Below are 23,097 nucleotides of genomic sequence, written 5' to 3' on the forward strand. Positions count from 1 at the left end.
GAATTTGAATAACGGAATAATACACAACCATAAACAAGGTTATCATTTAAAGGCATACCAGTTATTGATGAGTTAGATTTTTTACATAATATAAGAGCAGTATGAATTATGTTGGAGGATTTTTTTCAATCAGATACTTTTGTGATTGGATATTACATTCTAACTGTAGGGGCATCATTACTTCTCATCAAAGAGACTAGGAAAAGAATTACTGATCTTAAAATCGGAATTGGTTCAATAAAATATGCGCCAATTCCATTTGGGATTTTATTTGCATACATCGTTTTTGCTCATGATTTTGTGGAAACCATACCAATTCTAAATTGGAGTTGGTTAGGGTACAACATTGCGTTTGGTCCATTTGCAGATCAAGGGTTTTGGGGAATAGTTCCGTTTATCCCATTGTTAGTGTACATGTTTATTCACATCAACTATGTAGAAGAATTGTATTTCAGAAAATCAAAGAAGATGGTAGTAGTTTGGGCATTGATCCATATTGCCATGGGAATTAAAGTACACATGGCACTGTTACTTTTGCCAATAGGATTTTTGTTCAAATATATTTATGATAAAAAGGGAATTAATCATTCATTTGCAATGCATTTTGCAACAAATATTCTAGTCATTATCGCGCTTTTTCTTTCGTTTATTCTCTGATTGTGGTGTCTGATTAAGAAAGACCCAACCGAAAAATCCACCCAGTGATATATTGATGACGCCCATAAATGTAATCAATAATGAAGTATTTGGTGGTGCGACTTTCAGACCCACAACAATACCAACAATACCAGTTACAAAAAACATCATCATTAAGACTTTGAGTCGTAAAGGATTGACGTATTTCATGGATAATTTATGGATTATTTGACACTATTATAATCTGATGTAATAGATCCATCAAATAATTTCAGAAGTTTTTTCATAACTCATGATACGTAGATCTTTGAAGATATTCGGTAACACTTTAAAGATCCGAAATTTTTATTGGATTTTGTGCCAATATAGCTCAGCCTGGTTAGAGCATCAGATTTGTAATCTGAGGGTCGTGGGTTCGGATCCCATTATTGGCTTTTTAATTTTTATAAAAATAACTTCAAAAGAGTAAAAGAAAAAACGACGTTAAGCGTATTTCAGCCTAATATCTTCCTCTATTTTCAGATCTTGGTTTTCTATGTTTTGGTAAACATTCTTTGCAGAATACATCTCTACCTTCTATTGGTTGAAAAGGTACTTGGGATTCTTTTCCGCAATCAGAACATGTACATGGGTACATTTTTCGGTCATCTACTGACATTGCTAGAGATACTTATGAGGGAATATAAGAACTGTTAGAAAGAAAAATAGGCAATACGAATAAGTATGTAACAATTGAAGCAAGCCTAAATGGATTCAGATGTAGAATCAAATCACAGTGGGAAAAAAATAGCGAATAAGTCGGTTTTTAATATTTTAGTGATTTCAATAATTGGAGTTAGTTTGATAGCTGCATTTTTTGCAGGTTCTTTTATTAGTTTAAAATCAGAGCAGGTAACAAAATCAGAATTAAACAATGCAATTGCAAGTCTTGAAGCAAAGATTTCAAAAAATCAGATACCAGCACAGCCAAACATACAACCAATCAAGATATCTGCAGATGACGACCCAGTCATTGGAAGCCAAGATGCACCGATTACCATAATAGAGTTTTCAGATTTTCAGTGTCCATTTTGTGCTAGATTTCAAATTCAAACCCTTCCATTAATTTTAGAACAATACGTAGAAACAGGAAAAGTGAAATTTGTGTTTAGAGATTTCCCAATTCAATCTAGTCATCCTAATGCAATGCCAGCAGCTGCTGCATCAGAGTGCGCAGATGAACAAAACAAATTTTGGCAGTATCATGACATGTTATTTGAAAACCAAGGAATTTGGAATAAAATGGATTTTACATCTGCAATTACAGTCTTTAAAGAATATGCAATAGAATTAGAGTTAAATCAAGAACAATTCAACGCTTGTCTAGATTCTGGCAAATATGTCAATGAGATCAACAATGATCTAACAGATGGAAGAAATTATGAGATCACTGGAACTCCTGGATTTTTCATTGGAAATGAAAAGTTGGGATTTGTAAAAGTAAATGGAGCCCAACCCTTTGAGGTATTTCAAGGCATAATAGAGTCTCAGCTCAACTCTTAAATCAGAACAAGCGTTTATTAGACCTAAAAATGACTTTAGTATATCGGAATAATGACGAGTGGGCAATGAGCTTTTTCGTCATTGCTTTAGAGAAGAAAACAAAATGACAAAATTTCAAGATTTAGGATTAAGAGAAGAATTACTGAAAGGGATTCGTGAAATGGGATTTGATGAAGCATTTCCTATTCAAGAAGCCGTTATTCCAGTATTACTTACAGGAAGAGATGTCGTAGGACAAGCTCATACTGGTTCTGGTAAAACAGCGGCATTTGCTTTAGCAATGCTTCAAGAGATACAACCAAAAAAAGGCATCCAGGGTTTGGTGATGGCTCCAACAAGAGAGCTTGCAATGCAAATTTCATCAGAGATAAAGAAATTTGGAAAATATACTGGAATTAGAGTAGCAACAGTTTACGGAGGCCAAGGAATGGGATTACAATTAGATGCATTAGATAGAGGGGTAGAGATAGTAGTTGCAACTCCTGGAAGATTAATTGATCATCTTAAACGTGGCTCAATTGAACTAGGAGATATCACTCACATCGTTTTAGATGAAGCAGATACAATGTTAGATATGGGATTTGTTGACGATATTCAGTTTATTTTAGATCTTGCTCCAGAAGAGAGAGTAATGTCATTGTTTTCAGCAACAATGCCAACGGAAATTTTAAGATTATCTGAGGACTATCTAAAGAATCCTAAACAATTTTTGCTTGATGCAGATGATCTTAGCGGAGAAGGTATAGACCAAGCATACCTGGTAATTAAAGACAGAGATAAAATGAAATATCTTATTGATTTTATCAAACCACTTAAAGGTCAGATCATAGTTTTCTGTTCTACAAAATATAGAACCAGAGATGTAGCAAAATATCTTCATCAAGAAAAATTTGATGCAGTTGCAATCGAAGGAGACATGTCACAAAGCAGGAGAGAGCAATCAATGTCTAAATTCAGAAGCGGTAAAGTAGACATTCTTGTTGCAACCGATGTAGCATCAAGAGGAATCGATGTTCCAAGAGTAGAACTAGTAGTAAATTATGATGTTCCAAATCAAGAGATGGCATATTTCCACAGAATTGGAAGAACCGCAAGAGCAGGAGCAAAAGGAAGAGCAATCACACTAGTATCATACTCATCTGTAGGAGATTGGAATTTAATTAAACGCCAAATCAAAGTACCGCTAACAGATTTGAATAAAGAGATGGGAATAGAAATTTCAATTCCTGACCCATTAAAGAGACAATCACCATCTAGAAGATTTGGAGGATCACAATCAAGATCTGGGTATTCAAGAGGCAGAAGTGGTGGCGGATATGGAAGGTCTGGAGGTTCTGGCGGGTATAGAGGTTCCAATAGAGGAGATGCAAGAGATGACAGAAGTGGCGGAAGAAAAGATACGGTGACCGCAATAGTGGAAACAGCTATGGCGGACGCAGTAGATGGTAGTAGCTGTAAAACTTAAAGACAAGTAATAGAACTATTATTCTAAGAAAATGCATATTGGATTTATTTTGTTAAATTGTGATCTTGGTGCCGAAGAATACATTGTTGAGGAATTAAAACAAATGCCCAAAGTCAAAAACGCACATCTAACTTATGGAGCATATGATGTAATTGCAGAAGTAAACACCGAAGAGCAAAAAGATTTTGAAAAAGCGGTTGCAGACATTAGAAAATTATCAAGAGTAGTAAGCACAATGACACTAAATGTCATAAATTAAGAATAGTAATCTTAACTAAATTTTTATCAACTAGTAAGTTATTGAAAAATTATTGACGTATAGAATAATGGAAGATGTACTAAATGCATCTGAAGTCAAAATCCATCTTGAGACTTGCAGTGTCTATCAAAGTAATCCAAATGATACCGCCACATCAAAATGGCATAAAGCCAGCAGTATTGCAGAGGCAGAGAACATTGCAAAAGAAACATCAAAGAAATACAACAAGGGTTGGAAAAAAGCAGACTGCTGTATGAAATTTGCTTAGGCTCAATTTTGTGAAATTTGGTTTATGAGATTTTAAACAATTCTTTTGCATTTTTGTACATGAAATTGTCTCTAAATTCCTGTTTGATTTTCAGCTTTGCAACAAAGTTAAGGTATGAATCCATTGAGCTGATAGGCCAGTCAGTTCCATAAAGTAGGTATTTTGGTTCTCCTGCATAATTAATTAGCTCGGCAACTTTTTCTTTGATCATTTTTTCAAAAAAGTGATCAAAGCTACCAATAACTAAACCAGAAATATCAGCATAGACATTTTTATTTTTGTATATAACTTCTTGGGCATCTTGAATCCAGGGATTTCCTAGATGACACATTACAATTTTTAGCTCAGGATTGTCTACTGCAACATCATCAAGGTTTAACGGACGAGAATAACGAAGTTTTCCTTTTGGACTGTATGTATCACCAGTGTGAAACATTGCAGGGACTCCAAATTCCACACAAGTATCATAAATTTTTTGATATCTTTCATCATATGGATAATAATGCTCATAACCAGAATAGATTTTGAGGCCTTTTACCAATCCATCTTTAATCCAAGTTCTATAATTTTTTAAATCCTCATCAATATGATTGTCAATTGAGAATCCTGCGACGACGCCAAGATTATCATATTTTTTAATTGCATCAATGATCTGTTTTGCTGAAGGTCTCTCCGAATTGGTTTTGTAGGATGATAAAATAATAGCATAATCTACATTGTTGCCTGCCATTTCTTTTTGAAGTTCACCTATTCTATCATCTAAAACAGGAATATGGTGAATTAGTTCGTATTGATTAACATGGACATGGCAGTCGATGATCATTTTGCTTTGTAATTTGGATTAATCCATTCAATAAAAGTGGCGTGGTTAAGTGATCGTGGATCCTTCATGTAATCATTAAGAATTTTTATAAATTTGAAACCATTTTTAACTTGAAATTCTAAAACAGGTTCTCTAATTTCATGTTTCAAGACTTTTTGAACATATTCAAGAGGAGATAATTCTTTTGCAAATTCACAATAGTTGAATAGTCTTGCACCTGCAATAATTCTACGTAAATTGAGTTTTATTGCAAGTGCTTTTCGTGCATCATAAATTTTAGTTGCTACGCCTAATCGTCTATTATCTGGATGTGTCGAGATATCTGCACCATATAACGAATCTCCTTTTGGGTTATGTGCTGAAAAGATGCTATCACCGCAAGCTTCTTTCCAAGTGTGTTCTTTGTATTCAGGGTCAAATTTCACAATTAAACTACTACATGAACCAACAATCTTGCCATCATAATCAGCCACAAATTGGCCTTCTGGAAATACTTTGAGATGTGCTTCTAATTGTTCAGGTTTCCAGTAAACCCCTTCAGCTGCCATATATGGAAATGCGGCTTTTTGTAATTCTACAATTTTGGGTATGTCTTCTTTAGTCATATTACGAATGATTACTTTATTTTTACGAGTTTGATCAGACATGTGTCAATAAAACACTTGACGACTATTTAATGAATCGGAATTAAATGGGATGTTCGGAATCATCGACTTTGGATTTTTTCTCTTTGTGAAAAAATCTGATTTTAATTAGATAAATGATGCTAAGGAAAATTTCAACAATCATTGCCACAATCATAAATGATGCAATTTGTGTTAGAAATGATGGCATCTCAGATAATCTTTGGAGAACATCAACGAGTGAATAAAATTGTGGATCGAATAAAAATATAGCAAGTAATGCAAATGGAAGTAATTTTGCAAGGTCTCGTGAAAGATCTTCCCTATAATATGCAGATATTCTAATTGCAATAATTAATGAGCTTGATACAAGAAAGATTGTTGCAGTTGGCATATGTTGTACAAGAATAAACATAAATGAAGAATATCCCAAAAACCACAAAAATATTACAAATGGAAATACAAAGAAATTAGTAGCGATAAATGCTGCAGCTCTAGGTGCACCAGATGATTTTTTTCCAGAAGATGAAAAATGACCTTTAGAAATTTTTTCTATGTTGATATTAAATAAATCTCGTTTGGATAGGAATCTGTAAAAATTATAAACAAATACACCGTAAACAACCATTCCAATAGAAAATCCAATAATATCATAAATGGAGGAATCCTTTGCAATTTCAGTAATTAGACTATTGATATAATCAATAGGCAGAAAATCAGAATTTTCTACTTTTTGAAAAGCAGTTCGAATATTATCGTAAAAAGAAGTTGCATCTTCTTCGAGTATTTGGGTGGAAGACGGTTCATTTCCATTTTGAAGTAAAGTAAATGAATCACTTAAAGAGAAAGAAGATACAAGTAAAATCCCAATAAATGCAACCATGAAAACAAAAAGGAGATTGTTACGCATGAAAATAGTTGATTCCTGGCTTTTTGTACCTTTATGTTCTAAAATGTGTAAAAAAGAGTGAAAATATTGAATGTGGTAAAATTATCAAATTTGGGATTTAAAATGAATTCGATTTAGGTAGAATCTCCACCATCGCCTTTTAGCAAATCTCCGATACCATATTTTTCAATAAGCTTTTTGCGTTCAGTGTTGAGTTTATCAATTTCTTCAGCCTCTTTTTTTTCATCGCCTTGATAGATAGTTCTAATTGGCCATGGAATTCTAATATCATATTTTTTGAATTCCTCATAGATCATCATTCTCATGTCAGTTTCCATTTTAAATTGCGAACCATAATCTCTTACATACACCCAAATTGCAAAATCAAGTGAGGAGTCATTGAATTTTTGGAATCTAACAGTTGGTTGTTCTAAATCTAAAATGAATGTCTTATCACATCCACAGCTAGGTTTGTTTTCATCAATATTTGGACATCTTGATTGAACTGCAAGATGTTTACCTTTAGAGTCCTTTACTTCATTTAATGCACGAGTTCCTACTTTCATCAATGCAGCTGCTACTTGTTTTGGGTCATTTAGGTAAGAAACTCCAACTTCAACTGTTGCAGGAACAATTGCAAATTCTTTGGTGTAGTTGATGATCTCACTTGTTACTAGTTGTCGTGTAGGAACAATTGCTACGGATTCATTTAGTGGATGACGTACAAATGTTACACGTGAAGTAATTTTATAGACGATACCTTTGTATCCACTTGCTAATGCAATTCTTTCTCCTTCAACAAAGATCTTGTCTTTTCTTATCATCATATATGCAAAGTAATTTTCAAAAGTTTCTTTTAATGCAAAACCAACGCCAAGGGCAATACCACCACTGGCAGTAGCCAATACAAAGAGGTCAACTCCCCACCAAGCTATTATGCCCAGAGCTGCACCTAGAACAACTCCAAGTGGAATAAAATTTCTAAATGGTTTTGGAAGTCCTTCTCTTTTCTTTTCTGCATAACCTGGAGGTTTTGAGCCAGCAATAATTGGCTCATAGGAATTAGTTCTCTTTTCTTCAGCCCATACATCAATTTCATAAATTTCGTCCGGAGTTTTACCAGGAAGTAATGGTCTACCTAGATCATTTTCTCCAGTTATACAATCATTGTAATATTGTTCATATTTTTTTGTTCTGACTTTTTCCATTCTGAAAAAGGATCTTTTACAAGTTTTTGATAACTGCCAATTCTTGCACCAGTTGAAGTGGTAAATTTTTCTAGGAAATTTCTACCTTGCGGAGTTTGTAAAAGTTCGTTGAATTCATTATTACTTATTTCTTCAGGGGGATGTTTAGGTGGAATCCATTTGTAACATCTATGAAACAAATCATTCTCATCATCTTTAAAACCATTCAAATCTCGCCAAGATTTAAAATCCTCTTTTTCCTGCTTGATCCTTTCTCCTTTTTCAAGAAGAATTGTTATGATATGGCCTGCGGTAAATGCAATAACAAGAATATTCATTGAGTTGAGAAGCTTAGCAAATGTTTCTCCAACAGTAAGTTCGGCACTTAATTGTTCTTCAATAATTTCTGCAGGATCATCAAACAATTCAAAAGTCTGAATGTAAATATTAATCGAAGAGATCAAAGCTAATGCAAGAATAGGTAAGATGGCTCTTCGAACTATATCAGCCAATATAGGATTAGAATAACTGAATTTTTTGGTTCTTGTCCATTGTCTAAATTTATTATAAATTGTACCAATCACAATCAATCCTACTACTAAAATTACAAATGCTATTTGAAGTGAAACTGAAGATGATAATAATTCTACTAGAGTTCCAAGTTGTCCGACTGCTTGTCCTTCTGCAAGTGTTACTTCCTCTCCAGCCATTATTTTTCACTATTTCCTTCTAAATACAAAGATTTCATAGAGATATTTTAGATGTTATCATTTTTTATAAATCATTCAATTGGATTTTTTTAAAAAAACTAGAATGAATCCGTCACTAACATTTAACAATGATAAAAACTATCAATTTACATGCAAAATCAAAAAGCAGAATGGGCTACGAATGAATCACCACGCATTATGAGTTACACTTTAGCAAATTTTCGACAATTACCACAAATTCAAAAATTAGGCGAGGAAAAACAGTTTGAAATGGAAGTTGTGGGTAATGTGCTTCCATTTAAGACAAATAATTATGTAGTTGAGCAGTTAATTGACTGGAATAATGTTCCAAATGATCCAATGTTTGTTTTAACATTCCCACAAAGAGGAATGTTGATTCCTGAACATTATGCAAAAATGGAAGCATCTCTAAAAAAAGGAGATAAAAAAGAAATTCAAAACACCGCAAATGAGATCAGATTACAGTTAAACCCACATCCAGCAGGTCAAATGGAGTTAAACGTACCAACACTAAAAGATGGAACAAAACTTTATGGAATGCAACACAAATACAAAGAAACTTGTCTGTTCTTCCCAAGTCAGAGTCAGACATGTCATGCATATTGTAGTTTTTGTTTTAGATGGCCACAATTTGTGGGAATGGATGAACTCAAATTTGCAATGAAAGAAGGCGAACAACTAGTGCAGTATCTGCGAGAGCATCCGGAAATATCAGATGTTTTGTTTACAGGAGGAGATCCAATGATCATGAAGGCAAAAATATTTTCAACATACATCAATCCGCTTCTTGAAGCAAATCTACCAAATCTTAGAACTATACGAATTGGAACAAAAGCATTGTCATATTGGCCATACAAATTTCTAACAGAAGATGACACAGAAGAAATGCTAGACATCTTCAAACGAATTGTAGATAAAGGGATTCATCTAGCATTGATGGGACATTTCAATCATCTGGTAGAATTAAAAACAGATGCAGTAAAAGAGGCAATCAAAAAAGTACGAGCTACTGGAGCTCAAATTAGAACTCAATCGCCGATACTTCGTCATATCAATGACGATTCAGAGATGTGGGCCGAAATGTGGAAGACTCAGGTTCAACTAGGATGTATTCCGTACTACATGTTTGTTGTAAGAGATACTGGTGCACAGCATTATTTTGGAATACCATTAATCGAAGCTCAAAGGATATTCCGGGACGCTTACAAAAAAGTAACTGGACTTGCAAGAACTGTAAGAGGCCCAAGTATGTCTGCAACGCCAGGAAAGGTTCAGATTCTTGGAATTGCAGAATATGGAGGAGAAAAGATTATGGTGTTAAGATTTTTGCAAGGAAGAAATCCAGATTGGGTACAAATTCCGTTTCTAGCAAAATATGATGAAAAAGCAATTTGGCTTGACGATTTAAAACCAGCAACTGGTGACAAGTTTTTCTTTGAAGATGAATTAAATGAAAAAATGAAAGTAATTAAAAATCAAGACTATCCGGAATCTTAGATATGAATTTACAAAATAGCTTAAACAATATCACAGTATCACATTAGTAATGTAAGAAAATAAACAAAATGATGAATTCAAAACAAGTTATAGAAAAAATAAAAGAAGAAAATATTTCGTTTATTGATTTTTGGTTTGTAGATATTTTTGGAGAACTGCGTTGTATGGGAATGCCAAGTTATTCTCTTTCAGAAAATGATTTTAATGATGGACTAGAAAAACTTGATGCGAGTTCCATTCTTGGTTTCAAGTCAGTAAATAAATCAGACATGATATTAAAACCAGATCCTTCCACATTTCGAATTTTACCACCAGATTATGATCCAAGCAGAAAAAATGCAAGAATATTTTGTGATCTTTATGAAGGAAATAGAGCAGAGGAGACACGCTTCAACAGAGATTCTCGTGGAATTACTTCAAAAGCTAAAGGAAAGCTAAAAGAATTTGGATTAACACATTCGATGTGGGGTCCAGAAATTGAATTTTTTGTATTTGATGCAATCAACATTTATCCTTCACCATACGGTGCAACTCACTCATACGGAGGTTCTGGTTATTCTATTGAATCAAAAGAGTCACCATGGGCAAAAGGAAATGCAAGCACTGCAATTGATCTCAAAGAAGGATACTATCCATCACAACCTAAAGATACGCTAGGTAGCCTCAGAAAAGACATTTGTGATGATTTGTATCGTTACTTTGGAATTCAAGTTGAAGCTGAACACCATGAAGTTGCAACATCAGGACAGAGTGAGATTAATTTCAAATATGGTGAAATGACTGAAATTGCAGATGCAGTAGTTACAATAAAAAATGTTGTTAAAGTAAAAGCCAAAAAAAGAAACAAGGTTGCCACGTTTATGTCAAAACCAATTTTTGGAGACAATGCATCTGCAATGCACACTCATCAAAGCATATGGAATAATGATACAAATAGAATGTATGATCCAAATGATAGTGTTGCACAGTTATCGCAAGAAGGACGTTACTACATAGGCGGACTTTTAGATCATGCATCTGCATTATGTGCAATAACAAATCCAACAACAAATTCATACAAAAGACTAGTACCTAATTTTGAAGCACCTGTCAATGTTTGCTGGGGGTTAGGAAATAGGTCTGCTGCAATTCGTGTACCAATGTATCTAAAAAATAGAGAAAAAAGTAAACGAATTGAATATCGAGTACCAGATCCTACTGCAAACATCTACTTACTTGAAGCAGCATTATTACTTGCAGGATTAGATGGAATTAAAAATAAAAAAGATCCAGGAGATCATGTGGAGGAAAACGTCTACAAGCTTAGCGCTGAAAAGAAGAGAGAACTCAATATTGGCTCTCTTCCTACATCGCTTAAGGAAGCACTAGATGCATTTCAAAGCGATATGAAATTTCTTGAAGATGTGTTTACAAAGGACTTTCTTGATGCATACACAGAATTAAAATACAAAGAATATCATGCATTTGCACAAACTCCAACTGCATGGGAAGTTTCAATGTATACAGATGCTTAATCATAAAAAAATAGAACAGATCAAGATTTCGTGGATTCTGTTAACAAATTCATGATACCTTGTGTTGTTACAATTCCAAGTACATTTTCATTTGCAGGATCAACTACAGGAATAATATCAAAAGGATGAAAATTCATTTTTTGAATTACTGAATACAGATACTCATCAGGAGATACTGTATGAAATTTTTTGTACATTATATCACTAATAGTAATTTCATCAAAAGTTTTTTTATGGAATTTGCTAATTTCTCGTTTTGAAACAAGTCCTACAAGTTTGTTATTAGCATCAATTACCAAAAAGGTATTTTGTTAATTTCATTTTGTTCTAGAAATTCCTTAATTGTAAGTAAAGGAGTTGTTTTTGGAAAATCAGTGATAATTACAGCAATTGCAGGTACATCTGATACAACTCTTCTAAAATAAATCGGCATTAATCCAAGCTCTACAGTTCCTACTTTAACATGAATTATTTTCTTTAACTTTCGTTGAAGTTCAACACTGGATATTATCATAGTTAAAAGAGTACCAAATACAAGTAGTGAAAAAAGATCATCTTCCAAGATGTTGGCCTGTAGCAAAGATAACATCAAGGCTAAATCTACTGCACCTTTTGCCATTACACCATATGCGACAGTGGTAGCAGGACGCATCTGTGCAATTCGAACAGCAATGTATGAGCTTATAAATTTCACACCAATGATTATTCCAATAAACACAACAATAATCCACCAATCTAGATTTAGAAAGCCCAAACTAAAATGAAGACCAATACCTGCAAAAAATATTGGAATAAAAATTCCATGTCCAATCACACCAATATTTGTTGAAATTTCAGAATACTCATCCTTAGCCATTCGAGAAACAGCAATTCCTAAAAGAAGTGCACCTATTGCACCATGAATTCCACTAACCTCAGCAAAATATGCGACAAGCAAAATTACGCCTATGATAATACCAAAATAAATTTGCTGATCTTTAAGATGTTTTTTCAACATACGGAAAAATCGCGGTAAAATAAAAACTGAAAGCAAACCTGCAACTGCAAAAAAGATAATCATCTTTGCAAACAACCAGAAAAATTCTGAAACTTCTGGGGTTTCACTTGAATTTACCTGGATCAATACACTTGTAACAATAATTGCAATAAATTCTACAATAGCTGTAACTGTAAAAATCTCAAGACCGATTGTAGATTTTAGCTTACCAAGATCACTTAGTATTTTTGCAGTCACGCCAAGACTAGATGCAGCAATTACGCTTCCAATTGCAAATGCTTGTGTAAAATTCATGTCTAGAGATAAACCAAAAAGTGCTGCTACAAAAAAAGGAATTAAAAATGCCACCGCAGAACCTACAAAAATTCTACCTTTCATAACACGAAATATTCCAGCTAAATCAATTTCTTGAAGACCAATTAAGAAAAATAAGAAAAACACTCCAATTGAGGTAAAAAGTTCTATTGCGTCAATTGGCTCAACTATAGCTAAAAGCGCAGGTCCAACAATAATCCCGGCAAGGACATTTCCTATTATCGTTGGCTGATTAATTCGATGCATGAGTTCGCCAAATAATTTGGCGGCAATTATCAACACTGCAAGATAGAGAATTGCTTCAAAGACCAATATACAATAATCATGTGTAATCATCTCATATCCCTTTCGAAAGAGAACACACCTACCAGATAACAGAATAATTGTTATAGGAGATAATTCAGGTAAATTTCAAAATGGAGAAAATAGATTATGAAGGAATTGTATGGGCAATTAATCACAATAACCCAGAACCACTAGTTGAACACGCTATTCACACATTAGTTATGCATGGAGTGAAAAAAGAAGATATTCAATTAACAGATGCCCCAGACAATGTCAAAGTTGGAGCTATTGTAGTTGAGATTTGGCCATATCATCTAGATGTTGCCAGAGTAAGAACAATTAGAAATGAATCTTTTATCAGCGGTACAGTTATGACTATTGAGCTAAAATTAGACGGCGAAGGAAACTATACAGATTAGTTTTGAAAAAAGCAAAGAAACAAAACATCATCATTGCATCAATTGCAATTATCATCGTAGGCGCAATAGTTGCATACAATTATTCATATGATCAAACAAGACAAAAAGGTTTCAAATTTGGAAATGAACTTCAACAGATTCAAGAAGAAGTAAAACAAGCTCAAATTCAATTTGATTCAAAGATTACACAGTGGAAAGAGGGGGATTTGAGTTTAGAAGAATTGCTGGATTACTCTGAAATACATTTGGATAATATGCAAAATAAGATTTTAAAATATGACAAACTAAATCCGCCAGCTCAATTTGCACCATCAGTAGAATTGTTCAAGCTTTCAACACAAGCACAACTAGATAGCGATAAAGAATTCATAGAATGGATAAAAACGAATGATGAATCTCACAGCATTAGGTCAGATTCATTATTACAAGAATCGTTTGAATATGAAATGCTTGCATTGGGAGAGTTTAATTCGGTCAAAGCAGGATTAAAGTAGAATTATAATAAATTTAATTTCTGCAATAGATCTAAAATTGGCGAGATTTCTTTTATAATTTCATTTTTATCCAAAGGTGTCGGTTCTGAGAATTTAATTGGGAATGTAATTGTAAGCATGTCTTGGTCGGTATGAGATATATGAATAGAATGAACGGTATTGTTTGTTTTTGTAATGAAATCTTTCCATTTTTTTAAATGCTCTCCAACACGACTAACCTGAGTATCCAATTCATCAATATTAATATCCAAATCAGAGTCAAACAATCCAAATTTTACAAGAGGAATCATCATCAATCCTCCTGAAATTTTATCATGATTTTTTAGCATTTGTGAGATAATTTTTACAGAATTTTCTTTAGGATAAATAACTCCATAATCAGGATCAAAATATCCTGCTACAAGTTTCTTTGAATCTAAAATTCGAAAATATTCATCATCTAAATCTAATTTCCACAACAACTAGTCAATAATACATAATTAAATAAACAGTTTACCAATGACAGTTAAATAAACAAGGTGAAGATAAAAAACATGACAATTTCCAAAGAAAATAAAACATTCATCGATAGTTTAATTGATTATTACATCAGTGAAGCAGAATCATACAGACAGATTGCAGAGAACTTTGTACCAGAGGTAGAATCAGTTCCAGACACAGCGTTTGGAATTATTACTGGATGTGTATATTCAGGATTTTTGCAGGCATATCAAAATCAGCAACTTACGCCAGGATTAGAAGACATGAACGAGTTTAATCAAATCATAAAAAAACGTGCTCCGCTAATCAAAAAGGCACTACTTGGACCCGTAAAACAGGAAAATAAGCCAAAAGATACTCCTGAAAAATCAGACACATAGTTTGGAAATCACAGCTAAAGTTTAATTTGATTTTATAATACCGAAATGCATGAAGGTAGATGGAAGTAAAATTATCTTTGGGATGGGAGTATCATCAGCAGTAGTGATGGTAATAGTAGTGCTTTATTTTGCAATACGTTGATAAATCAATTTTTCTATAAATAATATATTGTCAGCAACAGATGAGTTTAAAATTACACAAATTGTAGATAATGGGCAAGTAGTACAATTAACATTGATTGAAAATGTGTCAACTGAGCCAATTTCTCAAAAACAAATGATCATAGACAATGTTTCAAAGAGACTAGATGCCGAAACAAAAGAGCAAGTCATGCCATTATTAGAAGCAATATTGCAAGCTCAACCAACAGTTAACATTAGAAGTTATCAACAAACACAAATTACAATAGGTATGCCAAAATCAAGATATGAAAAAATGGGCAGACCGCAAGTTGGAAGTGTACTTGGAATAGATATAAAAAAACTCTAAAGGTTTGATTTTATATCGCTTATAGTCTCCAAAGGTAACGAACAAGTGAAATTTTTACAAACAAAGACAGATGTTTTATCACTGTAGGATTTGCCTGCAAAAAATGGAAAGTTAGATAGACGTTCTAGTTGGGATTTATTGTTAATTGATATCATAATTGATTCAGGTAAAAATTTAGAGTAAAGGAAATTACAAATTTCTGAATTCTCAAAGTTGATAATTGTAATTTCAGTTGGATGTTGCATGAAAGTGTAAATTGTATTTAGCAGATAGCCAAAGCCAAATGGGTTTTCAGCTGCAATTTGAGCCTGAGATTCCATTATTTGAGTTGCAATTTTTAAGAATTTTTCTTCTTGTGTAAGATGATACAATCGCAACATTACAAAACATGAAACTGAGTTACCAGACGGCAATGACAAATCATAATTGCTCTTTGGTCGGATGATTAATTTTTCATGATCATCAGATGTCATAAAAAAGCTGCTACTCTCAGAATCCCAAAAGTGATCAACTAAATGGTGTCCTAATTTAACTGCCAAATTCAAGTATTTTACTTCAGGTTCAATCTCAAAGACATCAAGTAATGCGTTTGCAAAATAAGAGTAATCTTCCAAATAGCCATCTATTTTTGCCACATTATTTTTGTAAGTTCGTAATAATTTAGCATCATCAAGTAGTTTTGTTTCAATAAATGAGACACAGTTTTTTGCTGCATCCAAATATTTGGCTTCTCCAGTTACACGATAACCTTTAGCAAATGCTGTGATCATCAATGCATTCCACGAAGTGAGTACTTTATCATCCAGTCCAGGAGGAACTCGTTTGGAACGAACATTCAATAATTTTTCAGAGCAACGTACAAGAATTTCTTTGATTTTTTCTTCAGGCATTCCAAAATGAAATGCGACTGCAGAGATGTTGATGTTATTACACAAAATGCTGTTTCCTTCCCAATTACCGCCATCGGTAACATCATAATACAAACAAAATATCTCAGCATCATCACCAAGTATTTCTTTTATCTCACTTTTCTTCCATACGTAGAATTTTCCTTCTACACCTTCTGAATCAGCATCATATGCCGAATAAAATCCACCTTCTTTTGAAGTCATTTCTTTTAGAACAAATCCCAAAGTCTTGTGAAGAACTTCAAGATAGAATGGGTCTTGGGTAATCTGATAGGCTTCAGCATAATTTACTGGGATTAGGGCATTATCGTAAAGCATCTTCTCAAAATGAGGAACAAGCCATTTTGCATCAGTGGAGTATCTATGAAATCCTCCACCTATCTGGTCAAAGATGCCGCCTTTGGCCATTTTATTTAGAGTTTTGAGTACAAATTCATTAAATTTCGATAGTCCTGTAAGTTTTGCATATCTGAACAGAAACGAAATATTAGCTGCGTTTGGAAATTTTGGCGCAGAGCCAAATCCACCATATGCTGCATCACCAAGCTGAAATAAATTCATTGCAGCTTCATCAAGAATAACTTTTTCTAGTTTAGATGGAATTTTTACAGTCTCTGCTTTTTGTAATGCAGATAGAAAGTTATCAGCAGACTTTTCAATATCTTTTGGTTTTTCTTTCCAAGCTTGCGCTAGCTGTCTTGTAATACTTCCAAAACCTGGACGACCATAAGAATCCAAAGCTGGAAAATAAGTTCCAACGTAAAATGGCTTTTGATCAGGAGTTAGGAAAATACTAAGAGGCCATCCGCCCTGACCGGTTGCTATCTGACAAACTTTTTGATATATATCGTCGAGATCTGGTCTTTCTTCTCTGTCAACTTTGATGTTTACAAAATTTTCATTCATGAATTTTGCAACTTCGTCATTTTCAAATGATTCGTGTGCCATCACATGGCACCAATGGCAAGCACTATACCCTACACTAAGAAATATGGGTTTGTTTTCATCTTTAGCTTTTTTTAGAGACTCATCATTCCAAGCATACCAATCAACGGGGTTTTCTGCATGTTGTAATAGATATGGACTGGTTTCATGAATTAGATGATTTTTTGCCATGATTAATCAAGTTCCTTTTGTTATTTGTATCTAATTGACTAGTAAAAGATGCCTTTGCCTTCTTCTAATTCATAAATTCTTGTATTGATTTTGTTTAATAGTTTTTGTTTTGATTTTTGGGCTTTTTTATCATGACTGTAATCTTTTTTTTCAAGTAATTCTTGCAATCGCTTTAATTGATCTAGTGTTAGTTTTTTAAAGTCATTTTTTGATCTTGAAACAATTTGGAGTAGAGTTACTCGTTCACGGTCCTCAGCAGATACATCATCAGTCAATGATTGGTAGATGATTAGGATCTTTATTTTTCTAATGAATGAGATAGGCTCACAGGGACTCGACTACCATTTCGGGGATAAAAATACACAGGTAGGCGTGAAAATTAAATTCGTTTTTTAATTTGCCACACAGTAATTGCAGGTGCTACAAAATACATTCCTACATTTAGCAGAATCAAAGAGATGCCATATCCTAGCACTTTAGATTCTGAATCCATATCCACATAATTTAGAATTGATAGGCTAGAGATCATTGGGGTAAGCATGAGTTTAACTGCTTCTTTGAATATTGGATTTTCTCTCTCCAAGTCTGCCACAGTTGGGCTAAACAAATAGTAGAATTGATTGAATGCACTCATAAATGATGTACCTGATGCTGTTTGGAGTAAAGAGTTGTCTCGTAGTTCACGCAATTGTTGTATTTGTGGTGTTAATTCAGAACCATATGTGGCAGTAGCAATTAAACAACCACCACCATTATCTGAAACGGTAGAATTTGTAATTGTTTGAGCAGGAAGTATTCTATAGATGGCTCCTTCACTCAATGACACCACATATAGAAAACCATCAGGGCCTCTTTCAATATCAGTTACACATCCAAATCCAGTACCAATTATAATTTCATCCAAAGACTCATCTTTGTTTACTACATTATCTTGAAGAACTGAATTGGTAAATTCAAAACCATTACGATTTTCATTTAATTCAAATTTATAGAGATTTCCTGTATTACAGTCTCCTACAAAAAGAGAGTTATCATAATTATTGATTTCTTGAAATTTTGCAAAATCTAATCCAGTTGGTGCTACAGATTGTTCCCAAGAGAATTTTGGATCATCGTAAATGTAATCTTCGTATCCTGGAAGACTAGCAAGTTCAGATTCAGTTGCAGGGCCCATAATGACTATCCAACCACTGTTAAACTTCTCTGGAATCAAATTAATTTCATCAAAATTATCATCTCCATTTTCAGTAGCCCACAAATTTCCTGTAACAGGATCTATTGCTAAACCAAAGCTATTTCGTATGCCCATAGCAAAATAAGGATTTTCTCCCTCTAATTGTAAAATTACCCCATTATCTTTCAGATTAAGATCATCACCTTCTAACCAGTCTAGAGGTTTGTTTTGAAGAAGACCATATCCTAATGTATCACCAATTACTGCATAGACTTGTTCATCTAATCCTACAACCATTGCCCCGCCATTATGAGAAATGTTTGATGGTAGTTCTTTTAGTAATTCGGGATTTATCAAATAATCTCCAGTCCATTCATATTTGTAAATTCTATTTCCTAAAGATTCTCCTCCATCTTCATTTGCTTCTGTGTAATAGAGGTATACCGTTGACCCAACGCTAGTTATTCCCAACATTCCTTTTTCTCCATCTGGATCAACATTTACATCAAGCACAGGCTTGTCTTGTAAAACTCCGTCTCGAATTAAACGAACTACTCCATCACTTTTTTGTAAAATTAGAATGTCATCTTCAACAAAGGTCATTGTAGTAATCATACAACAGAGATCTGAAACATATTTTTCAACAACCAAGTCCTGTACATTTAGTGATGGTTCTGCAAATGTTTCATCAAGTGTAGTCGTACCAAGGAATACCAACACTAGAAGGAAAAAAATGAATCTCATGGATATTAAAAATTGGAACAACTAATAAAAGAATTATTAATTTTGTGCCTAAATTCCTGTTTTAGAAATACAGGCGAATCCACAGAGATCTGAACCATTTTTGGGGAATAAAATGGGCGCAAATAGGTATTGAAAAGTTTGATTTTCATTTTCTAACTACTCGGTCTGATCTTATCACGTACTTTGTTTTTTATTGATTCATTTTCGTTAAAAGATAGTATTATTCTCTTATAGAATCCGTTTTTGAGCTCAATGTTAAGAAACGAGTTGTTTCTTGTAGTATACCAAAATTCCCATCCCCTGTTTGTAAAATAAGTTCCAGCTTTAATTAGTCCTGGAAAACATGTTCCAGGAATTCGAAGTTCTTTAAATGATTGTTTTGGAACATCGGTATGAATGAAGGATATGTTATTCAGCGGAATAACAAATGAACCATGCACTCCCAGTATTTTTTCTACAATGTTGAATTTTATCTGCACAACATCATCATCTACAATAATTTGCATTCTATTATTTTAAAAAAGATCATAATAAAAAATCATTCTGATTCCACATGACAATGATTAAGCCATATTTTAGGATGAAAATAAATTTTCAAATAGTAGGCAGTTGAATATGAATTTCAGAACCTTTATCCAAACCATTTGATTCTGCCCAGATTTTGCCATTATGATTTTCTACGATAATCTTGGATAATGACAAACCTATGCCTGTTCCTCCATGCTCTCTAGTTAATGTGGTGTCTACTTGATAATACTTTACAAATATTTTGTCTATGTTTTCTTTTGAAATTCCCATTCCGTTGTCTTTGATAATAATGTGAATATTATTTTTAATTCTGTTTGTTATTATCTCAATTTTTCCTTGTTGCTTTGGGCAAAAATCAATTGCGTTACTTAATACGTTGATAATGACCTGACTCATTCTATCTTTATCACAATTGCACATTAGATTTTTTCAAGAGATTCTATAATTGTAATTTTTTCTTACTAAATTCATCTTTTAACATATCTATAGCAAACATGACAATTAAAGACATATCATTTATTTCCATATTGAATTTCAATTGATTGGTCCCCATTCTATTAATGTCAAGAATATCAGTGACCATATTTTGCATCCTTACACAGTTATTTTTTATCTTCAATAATCGCTCTATTTGATTTTGATTTAAATCTCCAAAGTGTTTTGATAAAAGTAAATCCACATATCCAATTATTGGAACTAGTGGAGTTTTTAATTCATGTGTGATCATGGCTGAAAAATCATTTTTCATGATATCAATTTTATTCAGCTCTATCACCATCGTCTTAAAATCCTGTATCAATTCCTTTATCTCATCTGGCCCACGTACTGGAATGTTAACATCAAAATTCCCTGCAGCAATAAGTTTTACAGATTTTTTTAAATCGCCTATTGGTGCGGATAATCTTTTTGAAAAAAATATTCCCAGTAAAATAGACAAAGACACCAGAATTGGAAAAATAATTTCTAATACAATTGTACCTTCTTTTGTCACTCTATCTATGTTTGAAGATAGTAGCAGGGATGTATTTTCTAATGATCTGATACCATCGTTATATTCTAAATTATTATTTTTTGAGTGAATCTTCAATGAGTCTGTGTAATGTGATTTTAGATTTGTGTATTCATCACTTTCCAAAAGTGATATGGCTTGTTTGTATTCTCCATCATCGGTTAATCTTATTGCTTCTTTTTCCATGTTAACAAGTTCAATATTTATTTTATTTAATTCAAAAAAAACACTATTGTTTGCATCACTATATGGTTCTTTGATCAGTTTGTCTAGTACAGGTTCAATTTGAAGATACCTTGATTTCCATTTTTCATCATGAGTAAAAGCATAATTTCTGGCTGATTGTGTTAAAACTTCATCATAATACATAATCAATCGATCATTTTCTAAAATTGACGCTTTTGTTTTAAAATCCTCGATTGATTCTGGCACTGCAGTTTTTAGTGAATCTATAATCGTAACAAACTGATATAATGAAATTACCCCTATGACTCCAGATATTGCAGCAATTACAAGAAATCCCAGGATTAAACTTTGTGAAAATTGCATATGAAATTATGATCATATTCATTGATGAAACAATCAATGTAAAATTATGATATAATTGGTTAACGATAGTATACTTTTATTATAGAATTTTTTTGATTCTACAGATAATTCTACACCTATCCTTTGAAAAATAAATGACTCAATTTTTTGTAAATTTACTCATGGTTTCTCATTAAGATAATCTATCATTGCATTACAATGATCAGCCATGAAGGTCTCAAGATTTCCTAGCTTTCCTTCCCATTGATTTATGGTGGTTTGGGCACAGTTTCCAGTAGGATCATTTGAATCTAGAGCATTTTTTGCATTTTCCATAACACTTTCTGCAAATTGCTTGTTTGTTTTAATATCATCTTTAGTTGCAAGCAAATTTGTATGGCCAGAAATTAAAACGTCAAAATCAAATGAGTCTAAAACATCATGGGTTTTCAAATACAAATCAATGTCAGGAGTAACACCAAATGCTCTGTAAGGTGGTTCACCTGGACGCATCAAGTCAACTATCATTGCAACTTTTTGTTGAGGAGCTAAAATCAAAATATCCCCATTAGAGTGGAAATTTCCAAGATAGTGCAACTCTAGTGTCTGTTCTCCAACTGTTAGAGAATACATTGAATCATCAAACGTTACAGATGGTATTGGTCTAGTACCGTTTTCTTGTTTTAAAACATCGGCTGTTTGTTTGTGTGAAACATATATAATATTTGGTGAAAATATTTGATCTACTGCACCAGTGTGATCTGCATGAGAATGGGAATAAATCATATGAGTTATTGGTTCTGAAGTCACATCTTTAATTGCATCAAGATATTTTTCTCCAATAGGTTGTGGTGCATCAACTACAACTACACCTTGTCCTGTCGTAACAAACATTGTCTGATAACCGCTACCAACTAACCAGTACACATTGTTAGCAATCTCTGTTACAAAATATCCCTTGTCTCCAATAACTACAGGGTTGACAGTGTAATCCATGGTACTCTCAAATATTCCAGTAGTTGGTTCAACTGCACATTCACCTTTATGGTTCATGGCAACATGTTCTGCATTAAGAGCACACATGTTCCCATATGTCTTTGCATCCATTCCACATACAGGGGCATATTCTAATGTACATGCAACAATTGGTTTTTCAATATACCATCCTCGTTCTTTTAGTTTGTTAACTGATTCAGGATTAACACATGCAGGAGATATGTCATGTTTGAAGATTAATTCTAAAGGTTCGGCACAGATCACGCTACCTGTAGGAATTCCTGCGTTGCCCTGCTGTAATGGTCTCAGGTAAGGTTGTTTTATTCCATCCATAACACAGACTTTTCCAGCATAGATGCCAGGTCCACATCTATCATTTAATACACAAATTTTACCAAGTGAAACAAATCCAGGAGCACACAGATTCTTGTAAGGCACATGTCTTGATGAAGATTTTTCTTTGACTATTTGCACTAGTTCATATTTTTTGCTTGAAGCATCAGCTGGAGGATTTGCTACATCGGTTACTTTAACAGAGAGTTTGTATGAATTTCCTTCTACAAAATCAAACCCTGTTATTTTGTCGTAAAAATTAGTCCATTCTGATTTTTCATCATATCTTATTTGCATGCATTTTTGTGGACCAACTCCAACACAATCAACCAAATTTGGGCCAACAAAGATAGTTTTTATTTCTTCAGCATATGATAAGGGAATTAAAAATACAAAAAACACAGACAATACGATTAATGGAATTGTAGATTTCACAATAAATTACAAGTAAGATCATTTTTATCTTT

Annotated in this window: 25 protein-coding genes, 1 tRNA gene and 2 pseudogenes; 12 read left to right on the top strand and 16 right to left on the bottom strand. The window is 33.3% G+C overall.

Features of this window, described 5'->3' with window-relative positions; genetic code table 11:
* The first annotated feature begins 108 nt into the window (after positions 1-108).
* A complete protein-coding gene (locus DSQ20_RS07495; RefSeq protein WP_007550993.1) occupies positions 109-657 on the top strand; it encodes a hypothetical protein in 549 nt (182 codons plus the stop codon).
* Here DSQ20_RS07495 and DSQ20_RS07500 read toward each other — a convergent pair.
* Positions 619-846: a hypothetical protein gene (locus DSQ20_RS07500; protein ID WP_237698808.1), complete on the bottom strand. Its 228-nt coding sequence runs from the start codon at positions 844-846 to the stop codon at positions 619-621. The genes DSQ20_RS07495 and DSQ20_RS07500 overlap by 39 nt on opposite strands.
* A gap of 149 nt (positions 847-995) precedes the next feature.
* On the opposite strand from DSQ20_RS07500, the gene DSQ20_RS07505 reads away from it, so the two are divergent.
* Positions 996-1,070 (top strand) — tRNA-Thr (locus tag DSQ20_RS07505).
* 65 nt (positions 1,071-1,135) lie between these two features.
* Here the strand turns inward: DSQ20_RS07505 and DSQ20_RS07510 are convergent.
* Entirely contained in the window at positions 1,136-1,294 is a 159-nt protein-coding gene (locus tag DSQ20_RS07510) for a CxxC-x17-CxxC domain-containing protein (protein WP_007550994.1), read from the bottom strand.
* Positions 1,295-1,383: 89 nt separating this feature from the next.
* Between DSQ20_RS07510 and DSQ20_RS07515 the strand changes: the two genes are divergently transcribed.
* From DSQ20_RS07515 to DSQ20_RS07530, 4 genes and pseudogenes are all read left to right on the top strand, one after another.
* Complete coding sequence (locus DSQ20_RS07515; RefSeq protein WP_179365174.1) at positions 1,384-2,178, top strand: DsbA family protein; 795 nt, start codon at positions 1,384-1,386, stop codon at positions 2,176-2,178.
* A 103-nt stretch (positions 2,179-2,281) separates the two neighbouring features.
* A pseudogene (locus DSQ20_RS07520) lies at positions 2,282-3,627 on the top strand (DEAD/DEAH box helicase).
* Positions 3,628-3,674: 47 nt separating this feature from the next.
* The gene (locus DSQ20_RS07525; RefSeq protein WP_048109893.1) at positions 3,675-3,902 is read left to right on the top strand and encodes an Lrp/AsnC ligand binding domain-containing protein; all 228 of its coding nucleotides are present in this window, start codon (positions 3,675-3,677) and stop codon (positions 3,900-3,902) included.
* A gap of 52 nt (positions 3,903-3,954) precedes the next feature.
* Positions 3,955-4,170, top strand: coding sequence for a hypothetical protein (locus tag DSQ20_RS07530; protein ID WP_179365176.1), 216 nt, complete (start codon positions 3,955-3,957; stop codon positions 4,168-4,170).
* A 22-nt stretch (positions 4,171-4,192) separates the two neighbouring features.
* Here DSQ20_RS07530 and DSQ20_RS07535 read toward each other — a convergent pair whose 3' ends face one another.
* The 4 genes and pseudogenes from DSQ20_RS07535 to DSQ20_RS07550 form a co-directional block, all read right to left on the bottom strand.
* Positions 4,193-4,993, bottom strand: coding sequence for an amidohydrolase family protein (locus tag DSQ20_RS07535; protein ID WP_179365177.1), 801 nt, complete (start codon positions 4,991-4,993; stop codon positions 4,193-4,195).
* Positions 4,990-5,640, bottom strand: coding sequence for a GNAT family N-acetyltransferase (locus DSQ20_RS07540; RefSeq protein ID WP_179365178.1), 651 nt, complete (start codon positions 5,638-5,640; stop codon positions 4,990-4,992). The genes DSQ20_RS07535 and DSQ20_RS07540 overlap by 4 nt, the downstream gene beginning before the upstream one ends.
* A 40-nt stretch (positions 5,641-5,680) precedes the next feature.
* Positions 5,681-6,526: a hypothetical protein gene (locus tag DSQ20_RS07545; RefSeq protein WP_179365179.1), complete on the bottom strand. Its 846-nt coding sequence runs from the start codon at positions 6,524-6,526 to the stop codon at positions 5,681-5,683.
* A 113-nt stretch (positions 6,527-6,639) separates the two neighbouring features.
* Positions 6,640-8,402: pseudogene (locus DSQ20_RS07550) on the bottom strand (mechanosensitive ion channel family protein).
* A gap of 150 nt (positions 8,403-8,552) precedes the next feature.
* Between DSQ20_RS07550 and DSQ20_RS07555 the strand changes: the two are divergent.
* Positions 8,553-9,920, top strand: a complete 1,368-nt coding sequence (locus tag DSQ20_RS07555) for a KamA family radical SAM protein (protein ID WP_179365180.1) — start codon at positions 8,553-8,555, stop codon at positions 9,918-9,920.
* Positions 9,921-9,991: 71 nt separating this feature from the next.
* Entirely contained in the window at positions 9,992-11,434 is a 1,443-nt protein-coding gene (glnA, locus tag DSQ20_RS07560) for a type I glutamate--ammonia ligase (protein ID WP_179365181.1), read from the top strand.
* A gap of 20 nt (positions 11,435-11,454) precedes the next feature.
* Here the strand turns inward: glnA and DSQ20_RS10835 are convergent, their stop codons facing one another.
* Together DSQ20_RS10835 and DSQ20_RS07565 are read right to left on the bottom strand one after the other, a co-directional pair.
* Positions 11,455-11,733: a CBS domain-containing protein gene (locus DSQ20_RS10835; protein WP_255458190.1), complete on the bottom strand. Its 279-nt coding sequence runs from the start codon at positions 11,731-11,733 to the stop codon at positions 11,455-11,457.
* Positions 11,727-13,082: a cation:proton antiporter gene (locus DSQ20_RS07565; RefSeq protein WP_255458191.1), complete on the bottom strand. Its 1,356-nt coding sequence runs from the start codon at positions 13,080-13,082 to the stop codon at positions 11,727-11,729. Before DSQ20_RS07565 ends, DSQ20_RS10835 begins: the two co-directional genes overlap by 7 nt.
* A gap of 80 nt (positions 13,083-13,162) precedes the next feature.
* On the opposite strand from DSQ20_RS07565, the gene DSQ20_RS07570 reads away from it, so the two are divergent.
* Positions 13,163-13,450: a hypothetical protein gene (locus DSQ20_RS07570; protein WP_007551007.1), complete on the top strand. Its 288-nt coding sequence runs from the start codon at positions 13,163-13,165 to the stop codon at positions 13,448-13,450.
* A 2-nt stretch (positions 13,451-13,452) separates the two neighbouring features.
* The gene (locus DSQ20_RS07575; RefSeq protein ID WP_179365182.1) at positions 13,453-13,944 is read left to right on the top strand and encodes a hypothetical protein; all 492 of its coding nucleotides are present in this window, start codon (positions 13,453-13,455) and stop codon (positions 13,942-13,944) included.
* A 2-nt stretch (positions 13,945-13,946) separates the two neighbouring features.
* Here DSQ20_RS07575 and DSQ20_RS07580 read toward each other — a convergent pair whose 3' ends face one another.
* Complete coding sequence (locus DSQ20_RS07580; protein WP_179365183.1) at positions 13,947-14,402, bottom strand: hypothetical protein; 456 nt, start codon at positions 14,400-14,402, stop codon at positions 13,947-13,949.
* Between the two features lie 75 nt (positions 14,403-14,477).
* Between DSQ20_RS07580 and DSQ20_RS07585 the strand changes: the two genes are divergently transcribed.
* Together DSQ20_RS07585 and DSQ20_RS07590 are read left to right on the top strand one after the other, a co-directional pair.
* Positions 14,478-14,804 carry a hypothetical protein gene (locus tag DSQ20_RS07585; RefSeq protein ID WP_179365184.1) on the top strand — a complete coding sequence of 109 codons (327 nt, stop codon included), beginning with the start codon at positions 14,478-14,480 and terminating at the stop codon, positions 14,802-14,804.
* Between the two features lie 169 nt (positions 14,805-14,973).
* Positions 14,974-15,294 (top strand): hypothetical protein, encoded by a 321-nt coding sequence (locus DSQ20_RS07590; protein ID WP_179365185.1) that lies wholly within the window; start codon positions 14,974-14,976, stop codon positions 15,292-15,294.
* Here DSQ20_RS07590 and DSQ20_RS07595 read toward each other — a convergent pair.
* The 7 genes from DSQ20_RS07595 to DSQ20_RS07625 form a co-directional block, all read right to left on the bottom strand.
* Complete coding sequence (locus DSQ20_RS07595) at positions 15,291-17,318, bottom strand: thioredoxin domain-containing protein (RefSeq protein WP_179365186.1); 2,028 nt, start codon at positions 17,316-17,318, stop codon at positions 15,291-15,293. The two genes, DSQ20_RS07590 and DSQ20_RS07595, sit on opposite strands and share 4 nt — an antisense overlap.
* Positions 17,319-17,356: 38 nt before the next feature.
* A complete protein-coding gene (locus DSQ20_RS07600) occupies positions 17,357-17,593 on the bottom strand; it encodes a hypothetical protein (RefSeq protein ID WP_179365187.1) in 237 nt (78 codons plus the stop codon).
* Between the two features lie 104 nt (positions 17,594-17,697).
* Entirely contained in the window at positions 17,698-19,107 is a 1,410-nt protein-coding gene (locus DSQ20_RS07605; RefSeq protein WP_179366353.1) for a sorbosone dehydrogenase family protein, read from the bottom strand.
* A gap of 281 nt (positions 19,108-19,388) precedes the next feature.
* Positions 19,389-19,742, bottom strand: a complete 354-nt coding sequence (locus tag DSQ20_RS07610; protein ID WP_179365188.1) for a hypothetical protein — start codon at positions 19,740-19,742, stop codon at positions 19,389-19,391.
* Between the two features lie 88 nt (positions 19,743-19,830).
* Positions 19,831-20,160: an ATP-binding protein gene (locus DSQ20_RS07615; protein ID WP_179365189.1), complete on the bottom strand. Its 330-nt coding sequence runs from the start codon at positions 20,158-20,160 to the stop codon at positions 19,831-19,833.
* Between the two features lie 43 nt (positions 20,161-20,203).
* On the bottom strand, positions 20,204-21,322 hold the full coding sequence (locus DSQ20_RS07620; RefSeq protein ID WP_179365190.1) for a HAMP domain-containing sensor histidine kinase: 1,119 nt from the start codon (positions 21,320-21,322) through the stop codon (positions 20,204-20,206).
* Between the two features lie 159 nt (positions 21,323-21,481).
* Positions 21,482-23,065 carry a DUF4377 domain-containing protein gene (locus DSQ20_RS07625; protein WP_179365191.1) on the bottom strand — a complete coding sequence of 528 codons (1,584 nt, stop codon included), beginning with the start codon at positions 23,063-23,065 and terminating at the stop codon, positions 21,482-21,484.
* Positions 23,066-23,097: the final 32 nt, after the last annotated feature.

Origin of the sequence: Nitrosarchaeum sp. AC2 (assembly GCF_013407385.1) — an archaeon.
Taxonomy (GTDB): Archaea; Thermoproteota; Nitrososphaeria; order Nitrososphaerales; family Nitrosopumilaceae; genus Nitrosarchaeum; species Nitrosarchaeum koreense.